18 protein-coding genes are annotated in these 21,378 nt (G+C 74.7%); 9 read left to right on the forward strand and 9 right to left on the reverse strand.

The window, feature by feature from the left end; all coding sequences use genetic code 11:
• The first annotated feature begins 26 nt into the window (after positions 1-26).
• Together SERN_RS04165 and SERN_RS04170 are read left to right on the forward strand one after the other, a co-directional pair.
• Positions 27-1,160, forward strand: a complete 1,134-nt coding sequence (locus SERN_RS04165; RefSeq protein ID WP_135848797.1) for a hypothetical protein — start codon at positions 27-29, stop codon at positions 1,158-1,160.
• Positions 1,161-1,363: 203 nt separating this feature from the next.
• Entirely contained in the window at positions 1,364-1,921 is a 558-nt protein-coding gene (locus tag SERN_RS04170) for a GNAT family N-acetyltransferase (protein WP_135848798.1), read from the forward strand.
• A gap of 48 nt (positions 1,922-1,969) precedes the next feature.
• Here the strand turns inward: SERN_RS04170 and SERN_RS04175 are convergent, their stop codons facing one another.
• Together SERN_RS04175 and SERN_RS04180 are read right to left on the reverse strand one after the other, a co-directional pair.
• The gene (locus SERN_RS04175; protein WP_135848799.1) at positions 1,970-3,412 is read right to left on the reverse strand and encodes a sensor histidine kinase; all 1,443 of its coding nucleotides are present in this window, start codon (positions 3,410-3,412) and stop codon (positions 1,970-1,972) included.
• A complete protein-coding gene (locus tag SERN_RS04180) occupies positions 3,412-4,065 on the reverse strand; it encodes a response regulator transcription factor (RefSeq protein ID WP_135848800.1) in 654 nt (217 codons plus the stop codon). The genes SERN_RS04175 and SERN_RS04180 overlap by 1 nt, the downstream gene beginning before the upstream one ends.
• A gap of 107 nt (positions 4,066-4,172) precedes the next feature.
• Between SERN_RS04180 and SERN_RS04185 the strand changes: the two genes are divergently transcribed.
• The 5 genes from SERN_RS04185 to SERN_RS04205 all read left to right on the forward strand — a co-directional run bounded on the left by SERN_RS04185 (position 4,173) and on the right by SERN_RS04205 (position 9,742).
• Positions 4,173-5,465 (forward strand): LolA family protein, encoded by a 1,293-nt coding sequence (locus SERN_RS04185; RefSeq protein ID WP_135848801.1) that lies wholly within the window; start codon positions 4,173-4,175, stop codon positions 5,463-5,465.
• The gene (locus SERN_RS04190) at positions 5,462-6,505 is read left to right on the forward strand and encodes an ABC transporter ATP-binding protein (RefSeq protein ID WP_135848802.1); all 1,044 of its coding nucleotides are present in this window, start codon (positions 5,462-5,464) and stop codon (positions 6,503-6,505) included. The genes SERN_RS04185 and SERN_RS04190 overlap by 4 nt, the downstream gene beginning before the upstream one ends.
• On the forward strand, positions 6,492-7,433 hold the full coding sequence (locus SERN_RS04195; RefSeq protein ID WP_135848803.1) for an ABC transporter permease: 942 nt from the start codon (positions 6,492-6,494) through the stop codon (positions 7,431-7,433). Before SERN_RS04190 ends, SERN_RS04195 begins: the two co-directional genes overlap by 14 nt.
• A 180-nt stretch (positions 7,434-7,613) precedes the next feature.
• Positions 7,614-9,209 carry a DNA-3-methyladenine glycosylase 2 family protein gene (locus tag SERN_RS04200; protein WP_135848804.1) on the forward strand — a complete coding sequence of 532 codons (1,596 nt, stop codon included), beginning with the start codon at positions 7,614-7,616 and terminating at the stop codon, positions 9,207-9,209.
• Positions 9,206-9,742, forward strand: a complete 537-nt coding sequence (locus SERN_RS04205; protein ID WP_135848805.1) for a methylated-DNA--[protein]-cysteine S-methyltransferase — start codon at positions 9,206-9,208, stop codon at positions 9,740-9,742. The genes SERN_RS04200 and SERN_RS04205 overlap by 4 nt, the downstream gene beginning before the upstream one ends.
• 123 nt (positions 9,743-9,865) lie before the next feature.
• Here SERN_RS04205 and SERN_RS04210 read toward each other — a convergent pair whose 3' ends face one another.
• Positions 9,866-12,022 (reverse strand): alpha-galactosidase, encoded by a 2,157-nt coding sequence (locus SERN_RS04210; protein WP_135848806.1) that lies wholly within the window; start codon positions 12,020-12,022, stop codon positions 9,866-9,868.
• Positions 12,023-12,099: 77 nt separating this feature from the next.
• Here SERN_RS04210 and SERN_RS04215 point away from each other — a divergent pair, with 77 nt between their 5' ends.
• A complete protein-coding gene (locus SERN_RS04215; RefSeq protein WP_135848807.1) occupies positions 12,100-13,278 on the forward strand; it encodes an ROK family transcriptional regulator in 1,179 nt (392 codons plus the stop codon).
• A 103-nt stretch (positions 13,279-13,381) separates the two neighbouring features.
• Here the strand turns inward: SERN_RS04215 and SERN_RS04220 are convergent, their stop codons facing one another.
• The 4 genes from SERN_RS04220 to SERN_RS04235 are packed head-to-tail and all read right to left on the reverse strand — an operon-like array spanning position 13,382 to position 17,792.
• A complete protein-coding gene (locus SERN_RS04220) occupies positions 13,382-14,686 on the reverse strand; it encodes an AI-2E family transporter (protein ID WP_233251448.1) in 1,305 nt (434 codons plus the stop codon).
• A 58-nt stretch (positions 14,687-14,744) separates the two neighbouring features.
• Positions 14,745-16,340 (reverse strand): FAD-dependent oxidoreductase, encoded by a 1,596-nt coding sequence (locus tag SERN_RS04225; RefSeq protein WP_135848808.1) that lies wholly within the window; start codon positions 16,338-16,340, stop codon positions 14,745-14,747.
• Complete coding sequence (locus SERN_RS04230; RefSeq protein WP_135848809.1) at positions 16,337-17,257, reverse strand: FAD:protein FMN transferase; 921 nt, start codon at positions 17,255-17,257, stop codon at positions 16,337-16,339. The genes SERN_RS04225 and SERN_RS04230 overlap by 4 nt, the downstream gene beginning before the upstream one ends.
• Before the next feature lie 22 nt (positions 17,258-17,279).
• Positions 17,280-17,792 (reverse strand): FMN-binding protein, encoded by a 513-nt coding sequence (locus SERN_RS04235; protein WP_135848810.1) that lies wholly within the window; start codon positions 17,790-17,792, stop codon positions 17,280-17,282.
• 152 nt (positions 17,793-17,944) lie between these two features.
• Between SERN_RS04235 and SERN_RS15960 the strand changes: the two genes are divergently transcribed.
• On the forward strand, positions 17,945-19,036 hold the full coding sequence (locus SERN_RS15960; RefSeq protein ID WP_135848811.1) for a CAP domain-containing protein: 1,092 nt from the start codon (positions 17,945-17,947) through the stop codon (positions 19,034-19,036).
• A gap of 15 nt (positions 19,037-19,051) precedes the next feature.
• Here the strand turns inward: SERN_RS15960 and SERN_RS04245 are convergent, their stop codons facing one another.
• Both SERN_RS04245 and SERN_RS04250 read right to left on the reverse strand, forming a co-directional pair.
• Positions 19,052-19,918, reverse strand: coding sequence for a universal stress protein (locus SERN_RS04245; protein ID WP_158292558.1), 867 nt, complete (start codon positions 19,916-19,918; stop codon positions 19,052-19,054).
• On the reverse strand, positions 19,915-21,372 hold the full coding sequence (locus SERN_RS04250; RefSeq protein ID WP_199241490.1) for an amino acid permease: 1,458 nt from the start codon (positions 21,370-21,372) through the stop codon (positions 19,915-19,917). Before SERN_RS04250 ends, SERN_RS04245 begins: the two co-directional genes overlap by 4 nt.
• Positions 21,373-21,378 lie beyond the last annotated feature (6 nt).

Genomic DNA, 21,378 nt, shown 5'->3' on the forward strand with positions numbered 1-21,378 from the left:
TGCTCGCGGGGCCACGCGGCCGCCGCGTGCTGGGCGAGCTCGTCAGCGTCCGGGCCGTCCGAGGTTGGCACGCCTCGCAGCCGGCACAGGCGGGCGTCAGCCTGGTCATGATCGGCTTCCCGCCGGGCACCAGCAAGGCGGAGAAGGCTGCCGCGACTGCCCAGGCCCGAACGCCGCGCGCCCACGAGGACCTCGCGGCCGACGTCGCCGCTCTCGCCCGTGTGGGCGGGGGCGTGCCGCCCAACCGGGCCGCGCTCGTCAGCGCCGTGCACGCTTCCGTCAGCGCGAACATGCCGTGGCAGCAGCCCGACGGCGACGACGTGCTGCTGGCCGACCCGCTGATCACGCAGTCGCTGCGACCCGTGGCCGACCGCGTGGCCGCCTCGCCAACGGCCGGCTCCTGGACGCGCCCGCTCGACCTCGCGCGGCAGCGACTCAATCTGAACCCTGGATGGGCCGACGCACCCCCCGTCATGCAGGACGTGGACGTCGCCAGGGGGCTCACAGGCCTCACGGCGTGGGCGCAGCAGTGGCGCGAGAGCACCGAGCGCTCGGAGCGCAGGGCGCAGACCGACCGGCCGACCGACGTCGCGGCGCCGACGGGCGGCGACTGGTGGTCCACGCCGCAAGCCTGGGTCGAACCTGAGGCGCCCGGCCCCCGGCACGCACCGACCACCACCCCGCCCCTGCCCGGCCTCGACCATCCACTCGGCGGCACCGAGATGGTCTGGCAGGAGGACGAGGGCGGCTGGGAGGACACGCTGCTCGTCCCGGTCGCTCCGATCCGCCCTCCGCGCGTGTTCGAGGTCACGGGACCGTCGGCGTGGGCCGACCTGGTGCGTCGCTTCCCGCTGGAGGTGACGGCGTCGCGTCGCCACGACTGGTACCGCCACACCGGGCGCGACGGCGCGTGGGCGATCCCCGACTGGCTCGCGGTGCGGGAGGAGTACGACGCCGTGCACGTGACCGTGGCCGGCTACCTCGCCACCGCGGGACTCGCCGTCGAGGTGGGTGACGGCGTCGCGAGCGTGTTGGCCGGTTGGTCGCCCGACTCCGCGGCGTGGCTCACGGACATCCTCGTCGAGAGCGGGCCGCGCGAACGCTGGCGGCGGGACTCCGCGCTGCCCGGCGAGCTCGAGTACGGGTGGCGGCGGGCCTGAGTCGGTCTGCGCGAGGTGAGGCCGAGATGGCGGCCGCTGTGAGCGGTCGGCCGACATCAGACAGGCGCCGGCGTCGGCGTGTCGGCGCGGCTCGCCGGTCCCCGCCGACGGGATGGCCGGGCGCGCCGCTCACAGCGGCGGCGGTCGTGTCGTCGGCGGGAATCCGCTGGCCCTCACCTCCTCCGAGCAGCGACCATGGCGGGGTGCCCACGCCTCTGCTGCGCCCCTGGCGAGCCGATGACGCCGCAGCGCTGCGCTCCGCCGTCGCAACGACCCCCGACCTGATGACGCAGCTGCCCGTCGCCGCGCTCGCGACCGAGGTTGCCTGCGCGGCCTTCATCGCCGAGCACCTCGCGCCGTCGGACGACGGCGGGCGGAACCTCGCGATCGTCCTCGACGGCATCGCGGTCGGGAACGTGGGGCTGAGCGCCGTCGACCGCCGCCACGGGACCGCGTGGGCCTTCTACTGGGTCGGGACGTCAGTGCGCGGCCGGGGGCTCGCCGCGCGTGCGCTCGTCGCTCTGTCCGCCCGTGCGCTCGATCCCGACGGCGAGGACCTGTTCCGGCTCGAGCTCGGGCACCGGGTCAACAACCCGGCCTCGTGCGCGGTGGCGACCCGTGCCGGATTCGTGGCCGAGGGCGTCGAGCGGGCGAAGCTCGCCTACGGGGGCGAGCGGTTCGACGTCGAGACGCACGCCCGACTGCGGACCGACCCTGCGCCGTCGACCCCGCCGCTGGAGGTCGCGCCGGGCACCTGGTGATCGGGAGCACGGGAAGCTCCTCGCAAACGCCCCAAAGTGCCTCGCGGATCAGCGGGTCGGGAGGCGCAGCGTGGCGCGGAGGCCGCCGGCCGGAGAGGTGGCGAGCATGACGTCGCCGCCCTGCTCGCGCGCCAGCTCGCGGGCGATCGCGAGGCCGAGCCCCGAACCGCCGGCATCGCGTTCGCGCGCCTCGTCGAGCCGGACGAACCGCTCGAACACCCGCTCGCGCTCGGACTCGCGGATGCCGGCGCCGTCGTCGTCGACCGTCACCGCGCCGTCGGCCACCGTCACCGCCACGGTCGCGCGCGCGTGCCGCGCGGCGTTGGCGAGCAGGTTGCGCAGCACGCGCGTCGTCGCGACGGCGTCGCCCAGGGCGGCGCCGTCGCCGACCACGTCGACCTCGCCACCGACCTCCGTGACGGCCGCCGCGACCACCTGCCCCAGCGCCAGCGCCTCGCGCGCCAGCGGCCGCGACCCCAGCCGCGCCAGCAGCAGCAGGTCCTCCACGAGCACCTGCATGCGCGCGACGTCGGAGCGCAGGTCGGTCACGAGCTCCTCGCGCGGGTAGGAGTCGGGATGCGTCGCGGCGACCTCGAGCGCCGTGCCGAGCGAGGCGAGAGGCGAGCGCAGCTCGTGCGCGGCGTCGGCCACGAACGCGCGCTGCCGCTCGGCCGCCCCGCGCGCGGAGTCCGCCGCGGCCCGGGCGGACGCGACCGCACCGTCGAGCCGGTCCAGCATCGCGTTCAGCGTGGTCGCGAGCGCCGCCAGCTCCCCCGACCGCGGTACCGGCAGCGATCCGGGACCGCCCGCCGCGACGACGTCGTCCGCCGCCACGCGCAGCTCCTCGACCGGCCGGAGCGCGCGACCGAGCACGAGCCACACGACCGCCCCGAGCCCGAGCACGAGCACCGGCACGACGGCGGCGAGCGACAGCCCGAGCGCACGCACCGTGGCCGAGACGTCGCCGAGCGGGACGGCGGCGACGACCAGCACGCGGGTCGGGGCAGCGGCCCCCGAGCCGTCGGCGTCGCCCGCCCCGCCCGCCTCGCCGGGCAGCGTCGCGAGCAGCGCCGCCACCCGCGCCTGACCGGCGTAGGAGCTCCTCGCCGTCACGACGATCGGATCCCGCGGATCGGCGTCGCCCGAGCTGCCGTCCGCACCCGCGCCGGACAGCTTCTCGAGCTCCGCCCGCACGTCGGCCGACACCACCGGCAGCGTGAGCGAGGCGTTGGACGACGTCGCGACCACGCCGCCGTCGAGCGCGAGCAGCTGGACCACCTCACCCGGCTGGGCGACGCCGAGCGCGTCGGGCAGCCGATCGGTGCGCACCAGGTCCGCCACGGTGGCCACGCGGGCGGTCGCGGCGTCGTCGAGCGCCTCGATCCGTCCCCGTTCCAGCAGCTGCACGAGCAGCACGGCGCCGACCGTCAGCGCGATCGCGAGGACCCCTGCCGTCAGCAGCGTCAGGCGCAGCCGGAGGGTCGAGCGCATCAGCCCACCGCCCGGTAGCCGGCGCCCCGGACGGTCACGATCGCCGCGCGCCCGACCTTGCGCCGCACGTAGCCGACGTACTGCTCCACCACGTTGACGTCCTCGCCCTCGCCGTCCCAGACGTGGTCGAGCAGCTCGACCTTGCCGACGACGCGCTCGTGGTGCCGCATCAGGTACTCCAGCAGCGCGAGCTCGCGCACCGTGAGGTCGACCGCGAGCCCGCCCGCGCGCACCTGCCGCGTGCTCGGGTCGAGCTCCAGCGCCCCGACGGCGAGCACCGCCGGCCGCGGCGTCGCGGGACGCCGCACCATCGCGCGGATGCGCGCCACCAGCACCACGAACGAGAACGGTTTGGTCAGGTAGTCGTCGGCGCCGACGTCGAGACCGTCCGCGACGTCGTGCTCGCCGTCCTTGGCCGACAGCAGCAGCACGGGGGTCCACACGTCCTCGGCCCGGAGCGCGGTGACGACGTCGTACCCGTTGCGTCCCGGCAGCATGATGTCGAGCACGATCGCGTCGTAGTCGCCCCACCGCGCACGCTCGTAGCCGGCGGTCCCGTCGTGCTCGAGGTCGACCGCGAACCCCTCGGCCACGAGCCCGCGCTGGATCGAGCGCGCGAGGGTGCGCTCGTCGTCGACCACCAGGATGCGCATGTCCGCAAGCATCGCACCGGGAGATCGCGCGACCCGCTCCCGAGGGGCCGCGAGCACGGTGCGATCTCTCAGCGTTTCCTCAGCCGGCGGGGCGCACAGTGGACACCATGAAGAACAAGCGTCTGCGCTGGGCCGTCCCCGCCGCCACCGCCGTGGCCGTGGGCACCGCCTTCGCGATCCCCGCCCTCGCCACCGCCTCGGCCGACGAGCTGCCCGAGACCACGCCGGCCGACCTGCTGGCCGCCGTGGCCCAGGCCGAGCCGACCGCCATGTCCGGCACCGCCGTCTACACCGCGCGCCTCGGCCTGCCCGAGCTCCCCGCCGAGATGACCGGCGGCGCCGATCCCCTCAACCTGCTGTCGGGCTCCTCCACGATCCGCGTCTGGACCGACGGCGCGGAGCGCTCGCGCGTCTCGCTGCTGGGCACGACGTCGGAGTACTCCGCCGTCGTCGACGGCCCCGAGGCGTGGACCTACTCCTCGGCCAAGAACGCCGTGGTGCACGTCAGCCTCGACGACGCCGCCACCGCCCAGCTCGACGCCGCGAAGGCCGATGCCCAGGCACGGGCCGACGCCGTCGACCCCGCCTCCATCCCGACGCCGGAGGCGCTCGCCGAGCAGGTTCTCGCGTTCGCCAGCATGACCTCCGAGGTCACCCTCGACGACAACGTCGTGGTCGCCGGGCGCGACGCCTACCAGCTCGAGATCACCCCGCTCACGGACGACACGCTCGTGGACAGGATCGTCGTGGCGTTCGACGGCGAGACCTACGTCCCGCTGTCCTACCAGGCGTGGAGCAGCATGGACACGAGCGCCCCCGCGCTCGAGGTCGCGTTCACCGACGTCAGCATGGACGCCCCCAGCGACGCCGCGCTCGCCTTCTCCACGCCCGACGGCGCGACCGTCGAGGAGAAGGTCGTCACCGGTGAGGACCTCGCCGCCGCCACCGCACCTGCCGAGGGCACCGAGGGTGACGTCCCGGTCCTCCCCGAGGACTTCGACCCCAGCACCCTCGACCCCAGCGCCCTGACGCCGGGTGCGGGCTTCCTGCCCGAGGGCACGAGCATCAGCGGCTTCGGCTGGGCCACCGTGGTGGAGCAGTCCGGCGTCGACGTCGCGGGTCTGCTCTCGGGTGACGTGGATGCTGACGCCGCGGACCTCCCCGCCTCCCCGTGGGCCGGCCGTCCGGCCGAGGACCTCGCCGAGGAGTTCCGCGGCAGCGCCGCGGACGGCGGGTTCTCGCTCGACGCGACCGCGCTGTACGACCAGCTCACCACCCCCGTCGAGGGCGGGCGTCTGTTCACCAGCGCCCTGCTGAGCGCGCTGGTCACCGACGACGGCCGCGTGTTCGTGGGCTCCGTGCCCACCGACACGCTGCTCGCCGCCGCCGGGCTGGCGTGAGCTCGACGCTCACCGAGCGTGATCACGACGGCGTCCCCACCACCGGTGGGGACGCCGTCGTGCGCACGCGCGGGCTGACCAAGAAGTTCCGCAGCGGCCAGGTCGCCGTCGACGGCATCGACCTCGAGGTGCCGCGCGGCGCCGTCTACGGCTTTCTCGGACCCAACGGGTCGGGCAAGACGACGACGATCCGCATGCTGCTCGGCCTCGTCCAGCCCACCTCGGGCGAGGCGCTGGTCCTGGGCGGCGCGATGCCGCGTTCCGCCGTCGCCGTCCTGCCACGGGTGGGCGCCCTCGTGGAGGGGCCGGCGTTCCAGCCCTACCTCACGGGCCGGCGCAACCTCGACCGGCTCGACGCCGTCGACATGACCGCCGACCCCCGCACCTCGAAGGCACGCATCGGTGCGGCGCTGGAGCGCGTCGGGCTGTCGGCCGCAGCGGCCAAGCCGTACCGCAACTACTCGCTCGGGATGAAGCAGCGGCTCGGCCTCGCGGCCGCGCTGCTGCGGCCCCGCGACCTGCTGATCCTCGACGAGCCGACCAACGGCCTCGACCCGCAGGGCACGCGCGAGGTGCGCCACCTCATCCGCGAGCTGGCCGAGGACGGCGCGAGCGTGCTCGTGTCCTCGCACCTGCTGGCCGAGATCGACCAGGTGTGCACGCACGTCGGTGTCATGAGCCGCGGCAAGCTTCTCGTCCAGGGCGAGCGCGACGTCGTCACGTCCGGTGGGCGGCAGTCGGGCGAGCGGGTCGTGATCACCACGCTGCGCGATCACGTCGACGGCGCGCGCCGGGTTCTCGCGCGGCTGGCCGGCGTCGATCCGTCCTCCGCCTCCGAGGCGGCATCGGTGGAGGACGCCGACCACCTCGGCGACGGCGCCGTCACGGTGACTGCGACGCTGGGAGGCGCGTCGCTGTCGGACGTGGCGCCCGCGCTCGTCGCTGCCGACGTCCTGGTGCTCGGGATCGGCACCGACCGCCCGAGCCTGGAGGACGTGTTCGTGGAGCTGACCGGAGAGGGATTCGATGTCGCACGCTGAGGCCACGGCCGCACCCGACGCCGCGGAGGCGCCGACGTCGCGCACGACCGCCGCCGGGCCCGAGGTGCGCGAGGCGTCCGAGGCGTCCGAGGCGCCCACCCGCCGTCGGGGCGCGTTCGGCCGCCTGCTGCGCAGCGAGCTGGGCCTCGTGCTCGGCCGGCGCCGCAACCAGCTCCTGCTGGCGCTGCTCGCGTCCGTGCCGATCCTGCTCGGGATCGTGCTGGCGATCGTCAGCGACAGCGCGTACGCGGGTCAGGGACCCGGGTTCATCGACCGGATCGGCGGGAACGGGCTGTTCCTCGTCGTCACGTCCCTGTTCCTGTGCACGCCGTTCCTGCTGCCGCTCGTGACCTCGATCGCCGCGGGTGACGCGATCGCCGGTGAGGCCGGTGGTGGCACGCTGCGCTACCTGCTGACCGTGCCGGTGCGGCGCGGCACGCTGCTCGTGGCGAAGGCCCTCGCGGCGATGACGTTCATGCTCGTGGCGGTCGCGCTCGTGACGGCCGCGGCGCTGCTGGCGGGTGGTCTGCTGTTCGGGTTCGACGACCTCACGCTGCTGTCCGGGCAGACGATCCCGCTGACCGACGGTGTGCTCCGCATGCTCGGAGTCGCGGGGTACGTCGCGATGTCGCTGACCGGGCTGGTCGCGGTGGGGCTGTTCTTCTCGACCCTCGCCGAGGTGCCGGTCGGCGTGATGGCGGCGACCGTCGTCGTCGCGATCGTCTCGACGGTGCTCGACTCGCTGCCCCAGCTGTCCGCGATCCACCCCTTCCTGCTGACGCACCACTGGTTCGACTTCGCGGAGTTCCTGCGGTTCGAGGTCTCGTGGTCGCTGCTCGGTCAGGGCCTGGCCCTGCAGGCGGCATGGGTCGCGATCTTCGGCAGCCTCGCGTGGGCACGCTTCACGACGGCGGACATCACCTCCTGACGCGGGCCACCCGCCCCGCCCCTTCCCCTCCCCCGAGGTAGACCCGTTCGAGGCGACACCGACCCCGCCAGGGTCTGTGTCGCCTCGAACGGGTCTACCTCGCGGTGGGGGTGGGGTGGGCCCGACCGCCGTGTCCGATCACCGCTAGTCCCGACGGCGGGGCGGGGGCACACTGGACGCATGCACCTGCCCGTCGACGCCGAGGCCGCCCACCGCGCGGTCGCCGGCCGCGACCCCCGCTTCGACGGCCGGCTGTACCTCGGCGTCGTCACGACCGGCATCTACTGCCGGCCCTCGTGCCCGGCCCGCACGCCGCTCCCCCACCACTGCCAGTACTTCCCGACGGCGGCCGCCGCCGTCGCCGCCGGCTTCCGTGCGTGCCGCCGCTGCCGCCCCGACGCCCTGCCCGGCACCCGGCACTGGGACGTGCGCGGCGACCTCGTCGCCCGCGCGGTGCGCCTCATCGCCGACGGTGCGCTCGAGGACGGCGGCGTCGCGGGACTCGCCCGCCGACTGGCCGTCAGCGAGCGTCACCTGCACCGCATGCTCCTCGCGGAGGTCGGCGCCTCGGCGCAGCAGCTCGGGCGCACGCGCCGCGCGCACGCCGCCCGCACCCTGATCGAGCAGACGGCGATGTCGCTGACCGACGTCGCCTTCGCCGCCGGGTTCGGCTCGATCCGCCAGTTCAACGACGTCATGCTCGCCGAGTTCGGCGCGGCACCCCGCGTCTTCCGGCGGCCGGCGGCCAGCACGACGGCGACGACGACGCAGCCCTCGTCGGACCGGCGCACTCCCGACGGCCAGGTGGCCACGGGGGCGCCGTCGATCGCGCTGCGCCTGGCCTACCGCGGCCCGATCGCGCTCGCACCGCTGCGCCCCACGCTCGCCGCCCACGCGATCGGCGGCGTCGAACGCATCGACGCGGGCGGGGGGCACACGCGCGTCGTCGACGCACCGACCGGACCCGCCGTGGTGCACCTCGAGCTCGATCCGAGCGCCGACGTCGTCACCGCGCCCCTCGCGGCGACGTTCCGCCTGACCACGCTGACCGACCTCATGCCCGTGATGACGCGCGTGCGCCGCTGGCTCGACCTCGACGCCGATCCCGCCCTCGTGGCCGAGCACCTCGGTGCCGACCCGCTGCTCGGTCCGCTCGTCGAGGCCCGGCCGGGCCTGCGTGTGCTCGGCTCGCTCGACGGCCCCGAGGTCGCCGTGTGCGCGGTGCTCGGGCAGCAGGTGTCGGTGGCCGTGGCGCGGGTGTTCCAGTCGCGCATCGCGGCGACGTTCGGGACCCCGATCGCGCCGGCCGACGTCGACGGCGCCGTGCACGCCGCCGACCACCCCGGCTCGAGCGACGGCGAGGTCGCCCTGCGCACCTTCCCCCGCCCCGAGGTCCTGGCGGCCGCCGGCCCCGAGGCCATCCGCGACGCCGCCAACCTCACCCAGGCGCGCGCCCGCACCGTCCACACCCTGGCGACGGCGATCGCCGACGGTCTGCGCCTCGACCCCGGCGTCGACCCGGCCACCACGCGCGAGCGTCTCCTCGCCCTGCGCGGCATCGGACCGTGGACCGCCGACTACGTCAACCTGCGCGCGCTGCGCGACCCCGACGCGTTCCTGCCGGGCGACCTCGTGCTGCGCAAGTCCCTCGCGCGGTACACGGGCACGCCGCTGAAGCAGTTCACCCCCGCCGCGGCGGAGGCTCTCTCCCAGGCGTGGCGCCCGTGGCGCTCCTACGCCCTCCAGCATCTCTGGACCCAGGAGGTCTACGCATGACCAGCACGAGCACGCCCGACACCACGCAGCCGCTGGTCCTCGCGACCTACCCCACGCCCGCGGGCGAGGCGCACGCCGTCATCACCCCGGAGGACGGCGTCGTCCGACTCTTCGGCTGGCTCGACCACGAGGAGAACCTGCCGCGGCTCGGGGCGGCGCTGCACCGGCGCGGCATCGCCAGGGGCGAGGGTCCGGCCTCGGTGCGCGACGCCGTCGCGCGCTACACCGTCGGCGACCTCGACGCCCTCGGGGAGATCGCCGTCCAGCAGCCGGGCGGGGAGTTCTTCACCGCCGCGTGGGAGGCGATGCGGCAGGTGCGCCCCGGCCACCCGGTCACCTACACGCAGCTCGCGACGGCGGCCGGTCGTCCCGCCGCCGTGCGCGCCGCCGCGAGCGCCTGCGCGCGCAACCTCGTCGCGCTCGTCGTGCCGTGCCACCGGATCGTGCGGACCGACGGCGGCCTCGGCGGCTTCTACTACGGTCTCGAGGTCAAGCGAGCGCTGCAGGAGCACGAGGCGCGCGCCGCCGCCTGAGCCCGCCGGGGGTCGCCGGGGCTCGCCGGCCCCGACCGCGAGAGCGACCCGTACGCCGCGAGGGCGACGCCCCAGGCGTCGTCCTCGCGACCGACGGGTCGCTCTCGCGGGTCCGGGACGTGGCTAGCGGGCTGCGAGGTGCAGCAGCACCGTGTGCTCGGGGTGCTGGTTCGGGGCCTGGAGGCCGACCGTGGCCAGGGCGCGACCCGTGAGCGTGACCCCGTCGGTCCACCACGCGGGGACCTCGCGGCCCGTGCGCGGACCGGGCACGTCACCGGGGGCGAGCGGCGTCACGCGGTAGCGCAGCGCCGGGTCGAGGCCGGGCAGACACACGCGACCGGGCGGGTGGGTCACGCCGGTCGTGAGCTGCACGACGGCGAAGATCGCCTTTCGCGCATCGCTCGCCACCACGCCGTGCACCCGCAGCGCGGGGTCGGGGTCGTCGCTGCGGATGCTCACGCCGTGGTGCAGCAGGTCGCGGTGCTGCTTGTAGGCCGCGATCCACGTGGCGAGCTCGGCGAGGTCGTCCTCGCTCGCGGCCGTGAGGTCCCACTCCACGCCGAGGTGGCCGAACATCGCCGTCGCGGCGCGGAAGCTGAGGTCGTGGCGGCGTCCGGTCGTGTGCGAGTGCGGGGAGGCGATGTGCGAGCCCATCATCTCGGGCGGGACCATGAGGCCGGTGCCGGCCTCGATCGTCTGGCGCTCGAGCGGGTCGATGCAGTCCGAGGTCCAGATGCGGTCGGTCAGCTCGAGGATCCCGAGGTCGGCACGTCCGCCGCCGCCGGAGCAGCTCTCGAACTCGACGTCGGGGTGGGCCTCGCGCAGCGCGGCGAGCAGCCGGTAGGTGGCGAGCGTCTGCTCGTGCACCCCGGCGCCGCCCGTGGCCTGCCGACCGGCGTCGAACAGGTCGCGGTTGTGGTCCCACTTCACGAAGCCGATGCGGTGCGCGGCGAGGATCGCGTGCACGCGGTCGTAGATGTACTGCCACGCGTCCGGGTTGGACAGGTCGAGCACCTGCTGGTTGCGGGCGCGGCGCGGCAGGCGCGAGGGCACCCGGAGGATCCACTCGGGGTGGGCGCGGGCGACGTCGGAGTCCTCGTTGACCATCTCGGGCTCGAACCAGAGCCCGAACTCGAGACCCAGGCCGGTGACGTGGTCGACGATCGGGTCGAGACCGTCGGGCCAGACGCCCTCGTCGACGTACCAGTCGCCGAGACCGGCGGTGTCGTCGCGACGGTGGCGGAACCACCCGTCGTCGAGCACGTAGCGCTCGAGACCGACCTGCGCCGCCTTGTCGGCGAGCGCTGTGAGGCGGTCGAGGTCGTGGTCGAAGTACACGGCCTCCCACACGTTGATCAGCGACCTGCGCGGCGTGGTCGGGTGCGTCGGACGCGAGCGCAGGTAGCCGTGGAACCGGGCCGAGAGCTCGTCCATGCCCTCGCCGAAGGAGGCGAGCAGCCACGGGCTCGTGTAGGTCTCGCCCTCGGCGAGCCTGACCTCGCCGGCGAGAAGCAGCTCGCCGCCGCCGATGACGCGCTGGCCGCTCGGCATCTCCTGCTCGGCGAACGTGCGGGTGTTGCCGGACCAGGCCACGTGCACGCCCCAGACCTCGCCGGTGCGGTAGCCGAAGCCGGGTGCGCCGGCCAGCATGAGGAGCGTGCCGTCGTGGCTGCGACCCCGGCGGATCTCGCGCAGGTGCGTGCCGGCGACGACCGTGTGCCGCTGCGGGCTGCGCTCGCGCAGGTGCCGGCCGGTGAAGTCGAGGATCTCGCCGGCCTCGCGCGGGAGCGGCAGCACGGCGTCGAGCGTGGCGAGGTCGAACGCGCCGACGCCCGTGTTGGTGAGCGCCGTGCGGGTGCGCACGAGGCCGTGCGCGGTCAGCTCGAGCGTCCAGGTCAGGCTCAGCCCGGCTGCCCGGTCGGCCGCCTCGACGACGACGGTGCCCGCCAGCGGTGCACCGTTGGAGTCGACTCCCTCGCCGGTGACGGTGAGGCCCGTCCGGGCGAACGCGGTGGAGAAGTCGGCGCCGGCGCGGTGGCCGGTGATGCCGGGCGTCGCGAGCCAGCCCGCGGACTGCTCGGGGAGCACCGAGAGGTCGTAGGGCAGGTCGGCCGTCCCGGACACGGTGGGCATGACGCTCGCCCGCTCGATCTCCGCGGCGGCGGCCGCATCGACGTCGCCGAGGTCGGCGCCCCAGTGCAGCACGCGGGGCAGGGCTTCCCCCGTGGCCAGGAGCAGGCTGGTGCCCGCGGCTCGCAGGTGGGTGTACGTCGTCGTCATGGTGACCTCACTGTCGCTTTACTTGCACGACGCAACTTACGTGCTTTGATTGGTCCACACAACCAACGGGGGTCACGGTGCTCGAGGCGAGGAACCCGGCGCGCCCGGCGTGGACGGCGGCGACCGGCACGGCGCTGCGCGTCGCGCAGGAGGTCCTGCTGCACGGGCCGCTCTCCCGCGCCGAGCTCGCGCGCCGCTTCGACCTGACCCCGGGCACCCTCACGCGCATCACGAAGGCCCTGATGGACGAGGGTGTGCTCACCGATGCCGGAGCGGCCGGCGCGGCGTCGGCGGCCGGCGCCTCCGCCGTCGTCGACGAGGCCAGGCTCGGGCGCCCCTCGCAACCCCTCGACGTCGTGGGCGACGGACTCGAGTTCGTCGGCGTCAAGGTGACCGGTGACCACGCCTACGCGGTGCGGACGACCGTGCGCGCCGAGGTGCTGCGCAGCGCCGACGCCGACCTGCCGTCGGCCGATCCGGCCGCGGTGAGCGACGTCGTCGCCGACCTCGTGACGAGGCTCGGCGACGGCGCCGCGCGCGTCGGGGTGAGCGTCGGCGGACACGTCACCGCGACCGCCGTGCGCCACGGCCCGTTCCTCGACTGGAACGAGGTGCCGTTCGGCGCGCTGCTGGCCGAGCGCCTCGGCCGCGCCCCGGTGCTCAGCAACGACGTCGTCGCCATCACGGAGGCGACGCACTGGTTCGGCGAGGCGCGCGGGCGCGACCGGTTCGCGCTGGTGACGATCGGCGCGGGCACGGGGCTGGGCCTCGTCACGCACGGCCGCATCGTGATGGACGACGACGTCGGGCTGGGACTGGTCGGCCACCTCCCCCTGGACCCCTTCGGACCCGTGTGCCACCTCGGCCACCGCGGTTGCGCGGACGCGGTGCTGACGACCTCGGCGCTGACGACTGCCGCGTCCGTCGCCCTGGGCCGCGCGCTGACCCACGGCGAGGTCCTCGCGCTCGCGGGGGCCGGCGATCCCGCGGCCCGCCGCGTGGTCGAGGACGCTGCCCGCGTGCTCGGAAAGCTCGTCGCCCTCGTCGCGAACATCACCATGCCGCAGCTCGTGGTGATCGGCGGCGAGGGGGCGCCACTGATGGACGTGGCCGGACAGGTGGTGCGCGACGCCGTCGCCGCCGACCGCGACCCGCGCGCGGCAACCGTGGCGATCACGGTGCAGGAGGGCGGCCTCGCCGCCTGGGCGCGCGGCGCGGCCGTCATCGCGATCCAGGACTTCGTCGGCGCCCGCTGACCCAGCGCCCACCCCACCCCACCCCACCCGCCGAGCAAGCCTCAGGGGTCGTTATCGCGCTGATAACGACCCCTGAGGCTTGCTCGCGGGGAGGGCGGGCTGCTCAGTCCCGCGGTTCCGGGGGCGACGGCGGCGCCTCCGCCGGGGCGGGGGTCGCCAGCAGCGCCGCTGCGCCGGCCGCACCGGAGGCCGCCTCCGCCTCGCGCTCGGCCGCCTCGGCCTCCTGCGCCGCCTCGCGCTCGGCCGGCTCGCGCTGCGCGTCGCGGGCCGCCGCTGCCGCGACGGCGACGGGAGCGACGGCGTGGTCGCCCGTCAGCCAGCGCAGCCACGTCGTGCGCGGATCGCCCTCGAGGACCACCGCGCGCACCAGCAGCGTGAGCGGGATCGCCAGGATCGCGCCCAGCGGGCCGATCACGAAGGTCCAGAACAGCACGGAGAAGAAGCTGAGCGTCAGACTCAGGCTGACGGCGTCGCTGACGAACTTGGGCTGGACCAGCACCTGCAGCACCACGTTCGCCACGCAGTAGACCGCGATCACCGCGAGCATCAGCGGCCACCCGCCGACCATCAGCGCGAGCACCGCCGGCGGCACGAGGCCGAGCACGAACCCGATGTTCGGGATGAAGTTGGTGACGAAGGACAGCACGGCCCACACCGCCGCGGCCGGCACGCCCAGCATCCACAGCGCGACGCCGTCGATCACCGCGACGGCGGCACCGAAGGTCGCGTTGACCGTGAAGTAGCGGCGCACCGCGCCGTTGTAGTCGCGGAACCGCGCGACCGTGGCGGCGCGCTCGAGACCGTAGGTGCGCTCGGCACCGGTGTAGCGGGCGCCGTCGACGGCCATGAAGATCACGTAGGCGAGCACGAGGAAGAACCCCGTCAGCACGCCCAGCAGGGCCCCGCCCAGCGGCGACGCCCACGAGACGATCGACGACGGCTCGAGCAGGTTCGAGATCGCGTCGGCGATCTGCGACCCGAACCCGAGACCCTCGACCCACGTCAGCAGCCCCTGCGCGGAGTCCTGCAGCTCGTCGGAGTACTCCACGACGAGGTCGACGAACTCCAGGCCCGCCCACGTCAGCAGCAGCGCGAGCACCGCGAGGATCACGTAGGCCACCAGGACGACGGCGGTCGTCCCCGCCCACCTGGGCCAACCACGCCGGTCGAACGGGTGCCGCACGGGGTGGCAGATGATCACGATCACCGCGCCCAGCAGCAGCGGGCCGAGGAACTCGCGGCCGAGGTGCAGTCCCACCAGGGCGACGACGGCGGCCGCGAAGCCGACGAGGATCGTCACCATCGAGGCGGGGGCGGGGGGCGAGGGCGTCACCGACGTCGGTGCGGAGCGGAGCGCGGGGGCGGTCGTCGGAACCGGGGCGGATTCCGGAAGAGGTGCGGGTGCCACGCGGTCAGGCTAGCCGCAACCCGCGGGCCGGCGTCGGTGCCGCGGCACCCGGACGGGATCAGTACCCGAGGAAGACGTCCGTCCGGATCCTGCGCACGCCCGCCGCCCTGGCGGCGTCGGTGACGGCGGCGACGGCGATCGGCGAGCCCGACACCATCACCTCGCGCTCGGCGAGGTCCGGCACGGCGGCGGCCAGCACGTCGGGCGTGAGGGCAGCGCCCTCGACCACGCGCCAGCCGGCCGGGACGGCGTCGCGCGAGACGCCCGGCGGGACGACGAGCACGAGCTGGACGCCCGCGGGCAGCTGCGCGCGCGCGGGCATCGAGCCGGACACCCCGCCACCGGGGATCTGCGGCGCGGCGGCCGTGACGACGTCGAGGACGTCCGCCACGTCCTTCACGGCGTGCACGAGGACCACGTCTAGCGCCTCGAGCGAACCGCGCGCCACGGCGTCGAGCTGCGACAGGAACGGCGTGACGCCGATACCGGCACCGACGAGCGCGAGGCGCGCCTCGCGCTCGGGCAGCAGGAAGTCGCCGCCGACGGAGGTGACGGCGAGCGTCGACCCCGGCTCGAGCGTCGCGAGGGCCGCCTTGACCGGGCTGGGCGTCGCGCCCGGGGTGGCGGCGACGCGCGTGACCAGGCGGACCTGGCCGCCGGCGGGGTCCGAGGCCACGCTGAGCACGCGACGGCGACCGCGGACGTCGCGCATCCCGGCCTGCGGGACGTCGATCTCCACGTACTGGCCGGGACGGACGCGCAGCGGGGCCGACGGCGTGAAGGTGAGGTCGAGGAGGTCGCCGCTGCGGCGTGCGCCGTCGAGCCGCAGCACGACCCGGTGGCGCATGCCGAACACGAACGCGACGACGTTGCCGACGGCGAGCGCCAGCTCCGGGGTGACCAGCGGCGCGTGCACGTACAGGGGCAGCACGGACACGACGGCCACGAGCACGCCGACCAGCAGCCGCTGCCAGCGGCGCGGGGGCGTGGTGAGCGGCTCGCTCAGCATGAACGCGGCGAGGAACAGGATCGGGCTGGAGCCGACCGCGAACGTCACGGCCTGCCCGAGCGCCAGCCCCGAGGAGGTGTAGCCGAGGATCGTCAGCGCGACGGCGGGGACGACGAAGCTCAGCGCGTACAGCAGGCGTCGCGTGCGCCACAGGACGAGCAGCCCGGTGACCAGCACGACGGGCAGCAGCGCCTGGCTGCCGACCCACCAGATGCTCGCGCCGAACCCCGTCAGGCCGATGACGAGCAGACCGGCGACCGCGGGGTTGAGGACGTGGCGCCCGCGCCACGCGAGCACGTACTTCGAGACGCCCGCCGCGAGACCGGCCACGGCCAGCACGAGCAGGTCCTGCCCGTACCCGGGCCACAGCACGAGCGCGAGGATCAGGCCCGTGATGACCGACGACGGCGCGTGCGGCGCCGACCGCGTGAGCAGACCGCCCAGCACGGTGCCGGCGAACGTCGCGGCGACGCCGACCACGAGGCTCAGCGCGATCGCACCGGGCGGGTAGGTCAGCCGGCCGACGGCCGCGAGCACGATCGCGACCAGGGCGATCACCACGAGCGACACCGTCGCGAGCAGATACATCGAGATGCGGCCGAGGATGCCGTCCAGGCGGGCGAGGGGGCGGCGCAGCGTGCTCATGCGAACACCTCTCCGTAGGCGAGCGGGGCGGGGCGGACGTCGGCGCCCTGCGCGTCGGCCGGGCCGGGCAGTCCGGCCGAGCGCAGCGGTCCGCGCGCGGGCATCACGACGACGGCGTGCACGCCGTCGAGCGCCGTGAGCACCTGCTCGGGCGGCAGGAAGAACGCCGCGGTGGAGGCGGCGTCGGCGAGCATGGCCGTCCGCGCGACGGCCCAGGTCGCGACGACGTCGCCGACCGGCCGACCGGTGCGGGCGTCGATCACGTGGTGCAGGCCCTCGGCCCACGCTCGGCGGTTGGTCGCCGAGGCGGCGATGGCGGCGTCGCGCAGGCCCACCACACCGACGGCGCGCGAGGTGTCGAAGGGGTGCTCGAGCGCGACGCGCAGGGGCGCATCGCCGTCCGGACCGGGGCCGAGGTGGCGCATGTCGCCGCCCGCGTCGACCGTGAACGCCTTCTGACCGGCGCGCACGAGGATGTCGGCGACGAGGTCGACCAGGCGGCCCTTGCCGACGGCACCGACGTCGAGCACGGTGCCGCGGCGGACGGTGAGCAGCGCCGTCGTCCCCTGGAAGATGCCCTCCCAGGTGGGGACGGGGGCGGGGGCGCCGGGCAGCGGGGTCAGCCGGTAGCTCGCGTCGTAGCCGAGGTGCTCGAGCGCCGCGCCGACGAGGGGGTTCACCGCACCGTCGGTCGCCGTGTACAGGCGTGAGTAGAGGCGGAGCATCGCCTCGCCGTCGTGACCGACGGGGATCGTGCCGCCCTCCCGGCCGAGCGCCGTGACGAGCGAGTCCTGCCGGAAGCGGGACCACATGTAGTCGAACTCCGCGACGGCCGCCTGGATGCGTGCCTCGACGCTCAGCGGGAGCGTCTGCGGGGTGTCGATCCTCCAGTGCGTGCCGATGCCCTCGAAGAGCATGCGGCCAGCGGGTGGAGCAAGGTCAGGCACCTGCCTCGCCCTTGATGGTCTCCACGGCCTCGTTGAAACCACCCGAGGTGAGCGAGGAGCCGGCGACCTTGTCGACCTCGAGGTCGTCGAGGGCGACCCCGACGACGACGTCCGCGATGCCGTCGACGAACTCGCCCTGGTAGCGCACCGAGTTGGGGTTCTCGGCGTTGGAGACGACCTCGACCGCCGAGACCACGTCGGACGTCAGGGTGAGGGTGACCTCGATGCTCTCCGGGCCGCCCGGGGAGACGTAGGAGCCGGTGGCCGAGTAGGTGCCGTCGGCGTAGGTGCCGCCGGTCGACCCGTCGGCGGACGCGCCCTCCGAGGCATCCTCGGACGTCGACTCCGACGCCTGGTCGGAGGGCGTCGGCGAGGCGGTGGCCGACTCGGAGGCCGACCCGTTCTCGACTGCGTCGGTGGCCTCTCCCGTGCCGCACGCGGCGAGGGCTCCGACAGCGGCGAGCGAGGCTGCGACGGTCACGGCACGGCGCGCTGCGAGGGTCATGGGTCCTCCGGGGTCGATTGACGGATCAACTACGTGACTGAGTGTTCCTCATCCACGTGAACGAGTGTGTAACACGGCCCTGTGAGTTTGCTGGGTGAGACGTGAGCGTGAGGTCAGGACGGGCGGCCGGAGCGGCAGGGCAGGATGGGGCTGTGGAAGCGATCGGAGTGACGCGCGCACCGAGGCTCCGCGCGCCCCTGAGGTACCGCGTCGGGGTCGCCGTCGCGCTGGGCCTGGGACTTCTCGCGGGCTGCGCCAACCCGGCGCCGTGGCCGCCCGACGCCTCGCCCGAGCCGCCGCCGACCTCCACCACCACCGCCCCGCAGCCGACGCCCGCCCCGGCCCCGTCAGCCCCGTCGATCCCGTCCGCCGAACCGGTCGAGAGCCTCGCGCCGGTCGACCCCGCGCCCGCCGAGCCGTCGACGACCGCTCCCCCGGCCTCACCGACCCCCGCCCCGCCGGCGCCCGTCCCCGACGTCGCCGCGGGCCTGCGCTCCGCCGTCGACGCGCTCAACGCGGCCAGGGCCGACGCCGGAGCCGGCGCCCTCGCGCGGCACGACGGGCTGACGGCGCTCGCCCAGACCCAGGCCGACCACTACGGCCGGGGCGGTACGGAGTGGGACGGCGACCTCGGCGCGCAGCTCGCGGCGGCCGGCTTCGCCACCGGTTCGGCGCTGGCCCGCAACGGCGGGGGCGTGGGCGACATCGGCGGTGCGGTGACCGCGTGGCTGGCCGACGGCGACGCCCGCGCCACGCTGACCGACCCCGGCGTCAGCGCCGTCGGCCTCGCGCAGGCGACCCTGCCCGACGGCCGACCCATGGTCGTGGTGGTGGTCGGCTACCGCGCGGACGACGGTTCGATCCCGGCCGCGTCGCAGGGTGCCGCCGAGGCGCTCGGGCTGACCAACGCCGAACGGGCCGCCTTCGGGCTGCCCGCCCTGACGATCAGCGAGGACCTGAACCGCGCCGCCCAGGGGCAGGCGGACCACCAGGCCTCGATCCTGACGATGACGCACGACGGCAACGGGGGCCTCGGCGCCCGGCTCGGCGCCGTCGGGTACCGCGCCGGGGCCGAGAACGTGGCGGCCGGGCAGCGCTCGGTCGGCGAGGTCGTGCAGGGCTGGATCGACTCCCCCGGGCACCACGCCAACATCGTCAACCCCGACCTGACCGAGGTCGGCTTCGCCGTCGCGTTCGGCGCGGACGGTCGCTCGTACTGGGCCCAGGTGTTCGGGACGCGCTGAGCGGGCGCGCGGACCTCAGCCGGGCAGCACGAGGACCGGCACCGGCGAGTGCCGCACGATCTTCGCGGCGCTGGAGCCGAGGAAGACGCGACGCACGACGTCGCCCCCGTGCGAGCCGACCGCCAGGAGGTCGCCGCTCTCCCAGGCCACGGCGTCGACGGCCGCGCGCCAGTCCGGTCCCACCGCGAGCGTGACGTCGGCGGTCGGGTCGAGCCCGGCGGCCGCGGCCGCGCGCCCGAGCGCCCCCAGGGCGCGCTCGCTCCAGGCGGCCACGACGTCGTCCTCGGCGTCGAGCCCCACCTCGGGCGGGAACATGCTGCCCGCGAACCGTCCGAACGTCACGGCCGAGACACCGAGGTCACCCGCGCGGGCGAACGAGGCCACCTCGCCCAGCAGCCGCGCGTCGTCGGCCTCCGACCACGCGGCCACGACGCGACGCAGCGGCGCCGGACGGTAGCCGCGCGGGGCCACGACCACGGGCACGGTGCTGGAGTGGGCGATGCGGTTCGCCGTCGCCCCGAGCGTGATCTGACCGAGCGCACCGTCCCGGCCCGATCCGAGGACGACCACGCACGGCGTGAAGCGCGCGACGGCGTCGAGGATCGCACCGGCGATCGAGCGGGCCTCGACGTGGTGCGTGCGCACCGCGACGTCCGGCGCGAGCGCCGCGAGCTCGACGACTCCGTGGCGCGTGGCCTCGTCGGCGCTCTCGGCGGCCCACTGCCGGAACTCACCGTCGACGTTGCCGGGCGCCGCGTGCCACGTCCGTACCGCGACGTGGACCAGCTCGACGTCCTCGCCGCGCGCCTGCGCGAGGGCCGCCCCGAGGGTCAGCGCGGAGCGTCCGCCCTTGTCGGGCGCGTAGGCGATGAGGACGGTCACCGCTCCTCCCCGTGCACGGCGTCCGCGCGGACCTTGCCGTTCGCGTCGAGAAGACCGTTGAGCCGCGAGTGCTTCCGGCCCCACAGGAAGTAGAACGCCAGCACGACCGAGAGCCACGCGAGGAACCACAGGTAGGTGGTCCAGTGCAGGCCCGTGAGGATGTAGCCGCAGGCGAGGATCGACAGCACCGGCACGACCGGGTAGCCCGGCACCCGGAAGCCGCGGGGCAGGTCCGGGCGCGTGCGCCGCAGCACGATCACGCCGACGCTCACGACGATGAACGCGATCAGCGTGCCGATCGAGACGAGGTCCCACAGCGAGTCGAGCGGGACGAAGCCGGCGAGCAGTCCGACGACGATCGCCACGATGATCGTGTTGTTCACGGGGGTGCGGGTGCGCGGGTTCACCGCCGAGAACGTCTTCGGCAGGAGCCCGTCGCGACCGATCGCGAACAGGATGCGGGTCTGGCCGTACATCGTGACCAGCGTGACCGAGAAGATCGAGATGACGGCGCCAGCGGCCAGGATCGTGCCGGGCCAGGCCGAGCCCGTGACCAGCTCGAGGATCCGGGAGAGGCCGGCGTCCTGCTGCTCGGGGTCGGAGAACGCCGTCCACGGCTGCGTGCCGAGCGCTGCGATCGCGACGACGAGATAGACCACGACGACGATGCCGAGCGCGGACAGGATCGCGATCGGGAGCGCCTTCTGGGGGTTCTTGACCTCGTCCCCGGCGGTCGAGACGGCGTCGAGCCCGATGAACGTGAAGAAGATGGCGCCCGCCGCCAGCGTGATGCCCCCGGCGCCGTTCGGCATGAAGTCGGAGAAGTTGTCGGCCTGGAACGCCGTGAACGCGATCGCCGCGAAGAACAGCAGCACCGCGAGCTTGATGATGACCATGACCGCGTTGGCCTTCGCCGACTCGCTCGCGCCCCGGATCAGCAGGAACGCGCACATCGCGACCAGGATCACGGCGGGCAGGTTGATGACCCCGGCGGTCTCGGCGAACGGTCCGGCCTTGATGACGTCGGGGATCCCCCAGCCGGTGAGGTTCTCGATCAGGAGGCTGAGGTAGTCGCTCCAGCCGACCGACACGGCCGCCGTCGAGACGCCGTACTCCAGGAGCAGACAGGCGGCGACCCCCATCGCGACCACCTCGCCGAGGGTCGCGTAGGCGTAGGAGTACGTGGATCCGGAGACGGGGACGGTCGAGGCCATCTCGGCGTAGCAGAGGGCGGACAGGCCGGCTGCGAGGCCCGCGAGCAGGAACGCGACGATCACGGCCGGGCCGGCGTCGGGCACCGCCTCGTGCATGACGAAGAAGACGCCGGTGCCGACGGTGGCGCCGACGCCGAACATCGTCAGCTGGAACGTCGAGATGTTCCGCGCGAGGCCGTCCTCCGAGGTGGAGGGCGGGGTGATCGGCTTGCGCCGGAACAGCTGCTGCGTCATGGACATGGCGTT

The organism is Serinibacter arcticus (assembly GCF_004786095.1).
GTDB lineage: Bacteria > Actinomycetota > Actinomycetes > Actinomycetales > Beutenbergiaceae > Litorihabitans > Litorihabitans arcticus.

What these genes read in the sequence shown, in the direction of transcription:
- SERN_RS04250 (WP_199241490.1), bottom strand. Translation starts at nt 21,372, where the DNA reads ATGTCCATGACGCAGCAGCTGTTCCGGCGCAAGCCGATCACCCCGCCC.
- SERN_RS04200 (WP_135848804.1), top strand. Translation starts at nt 7,614, where the DNA reads ATGCACCTGCCCGTCGACGCCGAGGCCGCCCACCGCGCGGTCGCCGGC.
- SERN_RS04230 (WP_135848809.1), bottom strand. Translation starts at nt 17,257, where the DNA reads ATGCTCTTCGAGGGCATCGGCACGCACTGGAGGATCGACACCCCGCAG.
- SERN_RS04185 (WP_135848801.1), top strand. Translation starts at nt 4,173, where the DNA reads ATGAAGAACAAGCGTCTGCGCTGGGCCGTCCCCGCCGCCACCGCCGTG.
- SERN_RS04225 (WP_135848808.1), bottom strand. Translation starts at nt 16,340, where the DNA reads ATGAGCACGCTGCGCCGCCCCCTCGCCCGCCTGGACGGCATCCTCGGC.
- SERN_RS04180 (WP_135848800.1), bottom strand. Translation starts at nt 4,065, where the DNA reads ATGCGCATCCTGGTGGTCGACGACGAGCGCACCCTCGCGCGCTCGATC.
- SERN_RS04175 (WP_135848799.1), bottom strand. Translation starts at nt 3,412, where the DNA reads ATGCGCTCGACCCTCCGGCTGCGCCTGACGCTGCTGACGGCAGGGGTC.
- SERN_RS04195 (WP_135848803.1), top strand. Translation starts at nt 6,492, where the DNA reads ATGTCGCACGCTGAGGCCACGGCCGCACCCGACGCCGCGGAGGCGCCG.
- SERN_RS04235 (WP_135848810.1), bottom strand. Translation starts at nt 17,792, where the DNA reads ATGACCCTCGCAGCGCGCCGTGCCGTGACCGTCGCAGCCTCGCTCGCC.
- SERN_RS04205 (WP_135848805.1), top strand. Translation starts at nt 9,206, where the DNA reads ATGACCAGCACGAGCACGCCCGACACCACGCAGCCGCTGGTCCTCGCG.
- SERN_RS04210 (WP_135848806.1), bottom strand. Translation starts at nt 12,022, where the DNA reads ATGACGACGACGTACACCCACCTGCGAGCCGCGGGCACCAGCCTGCTC.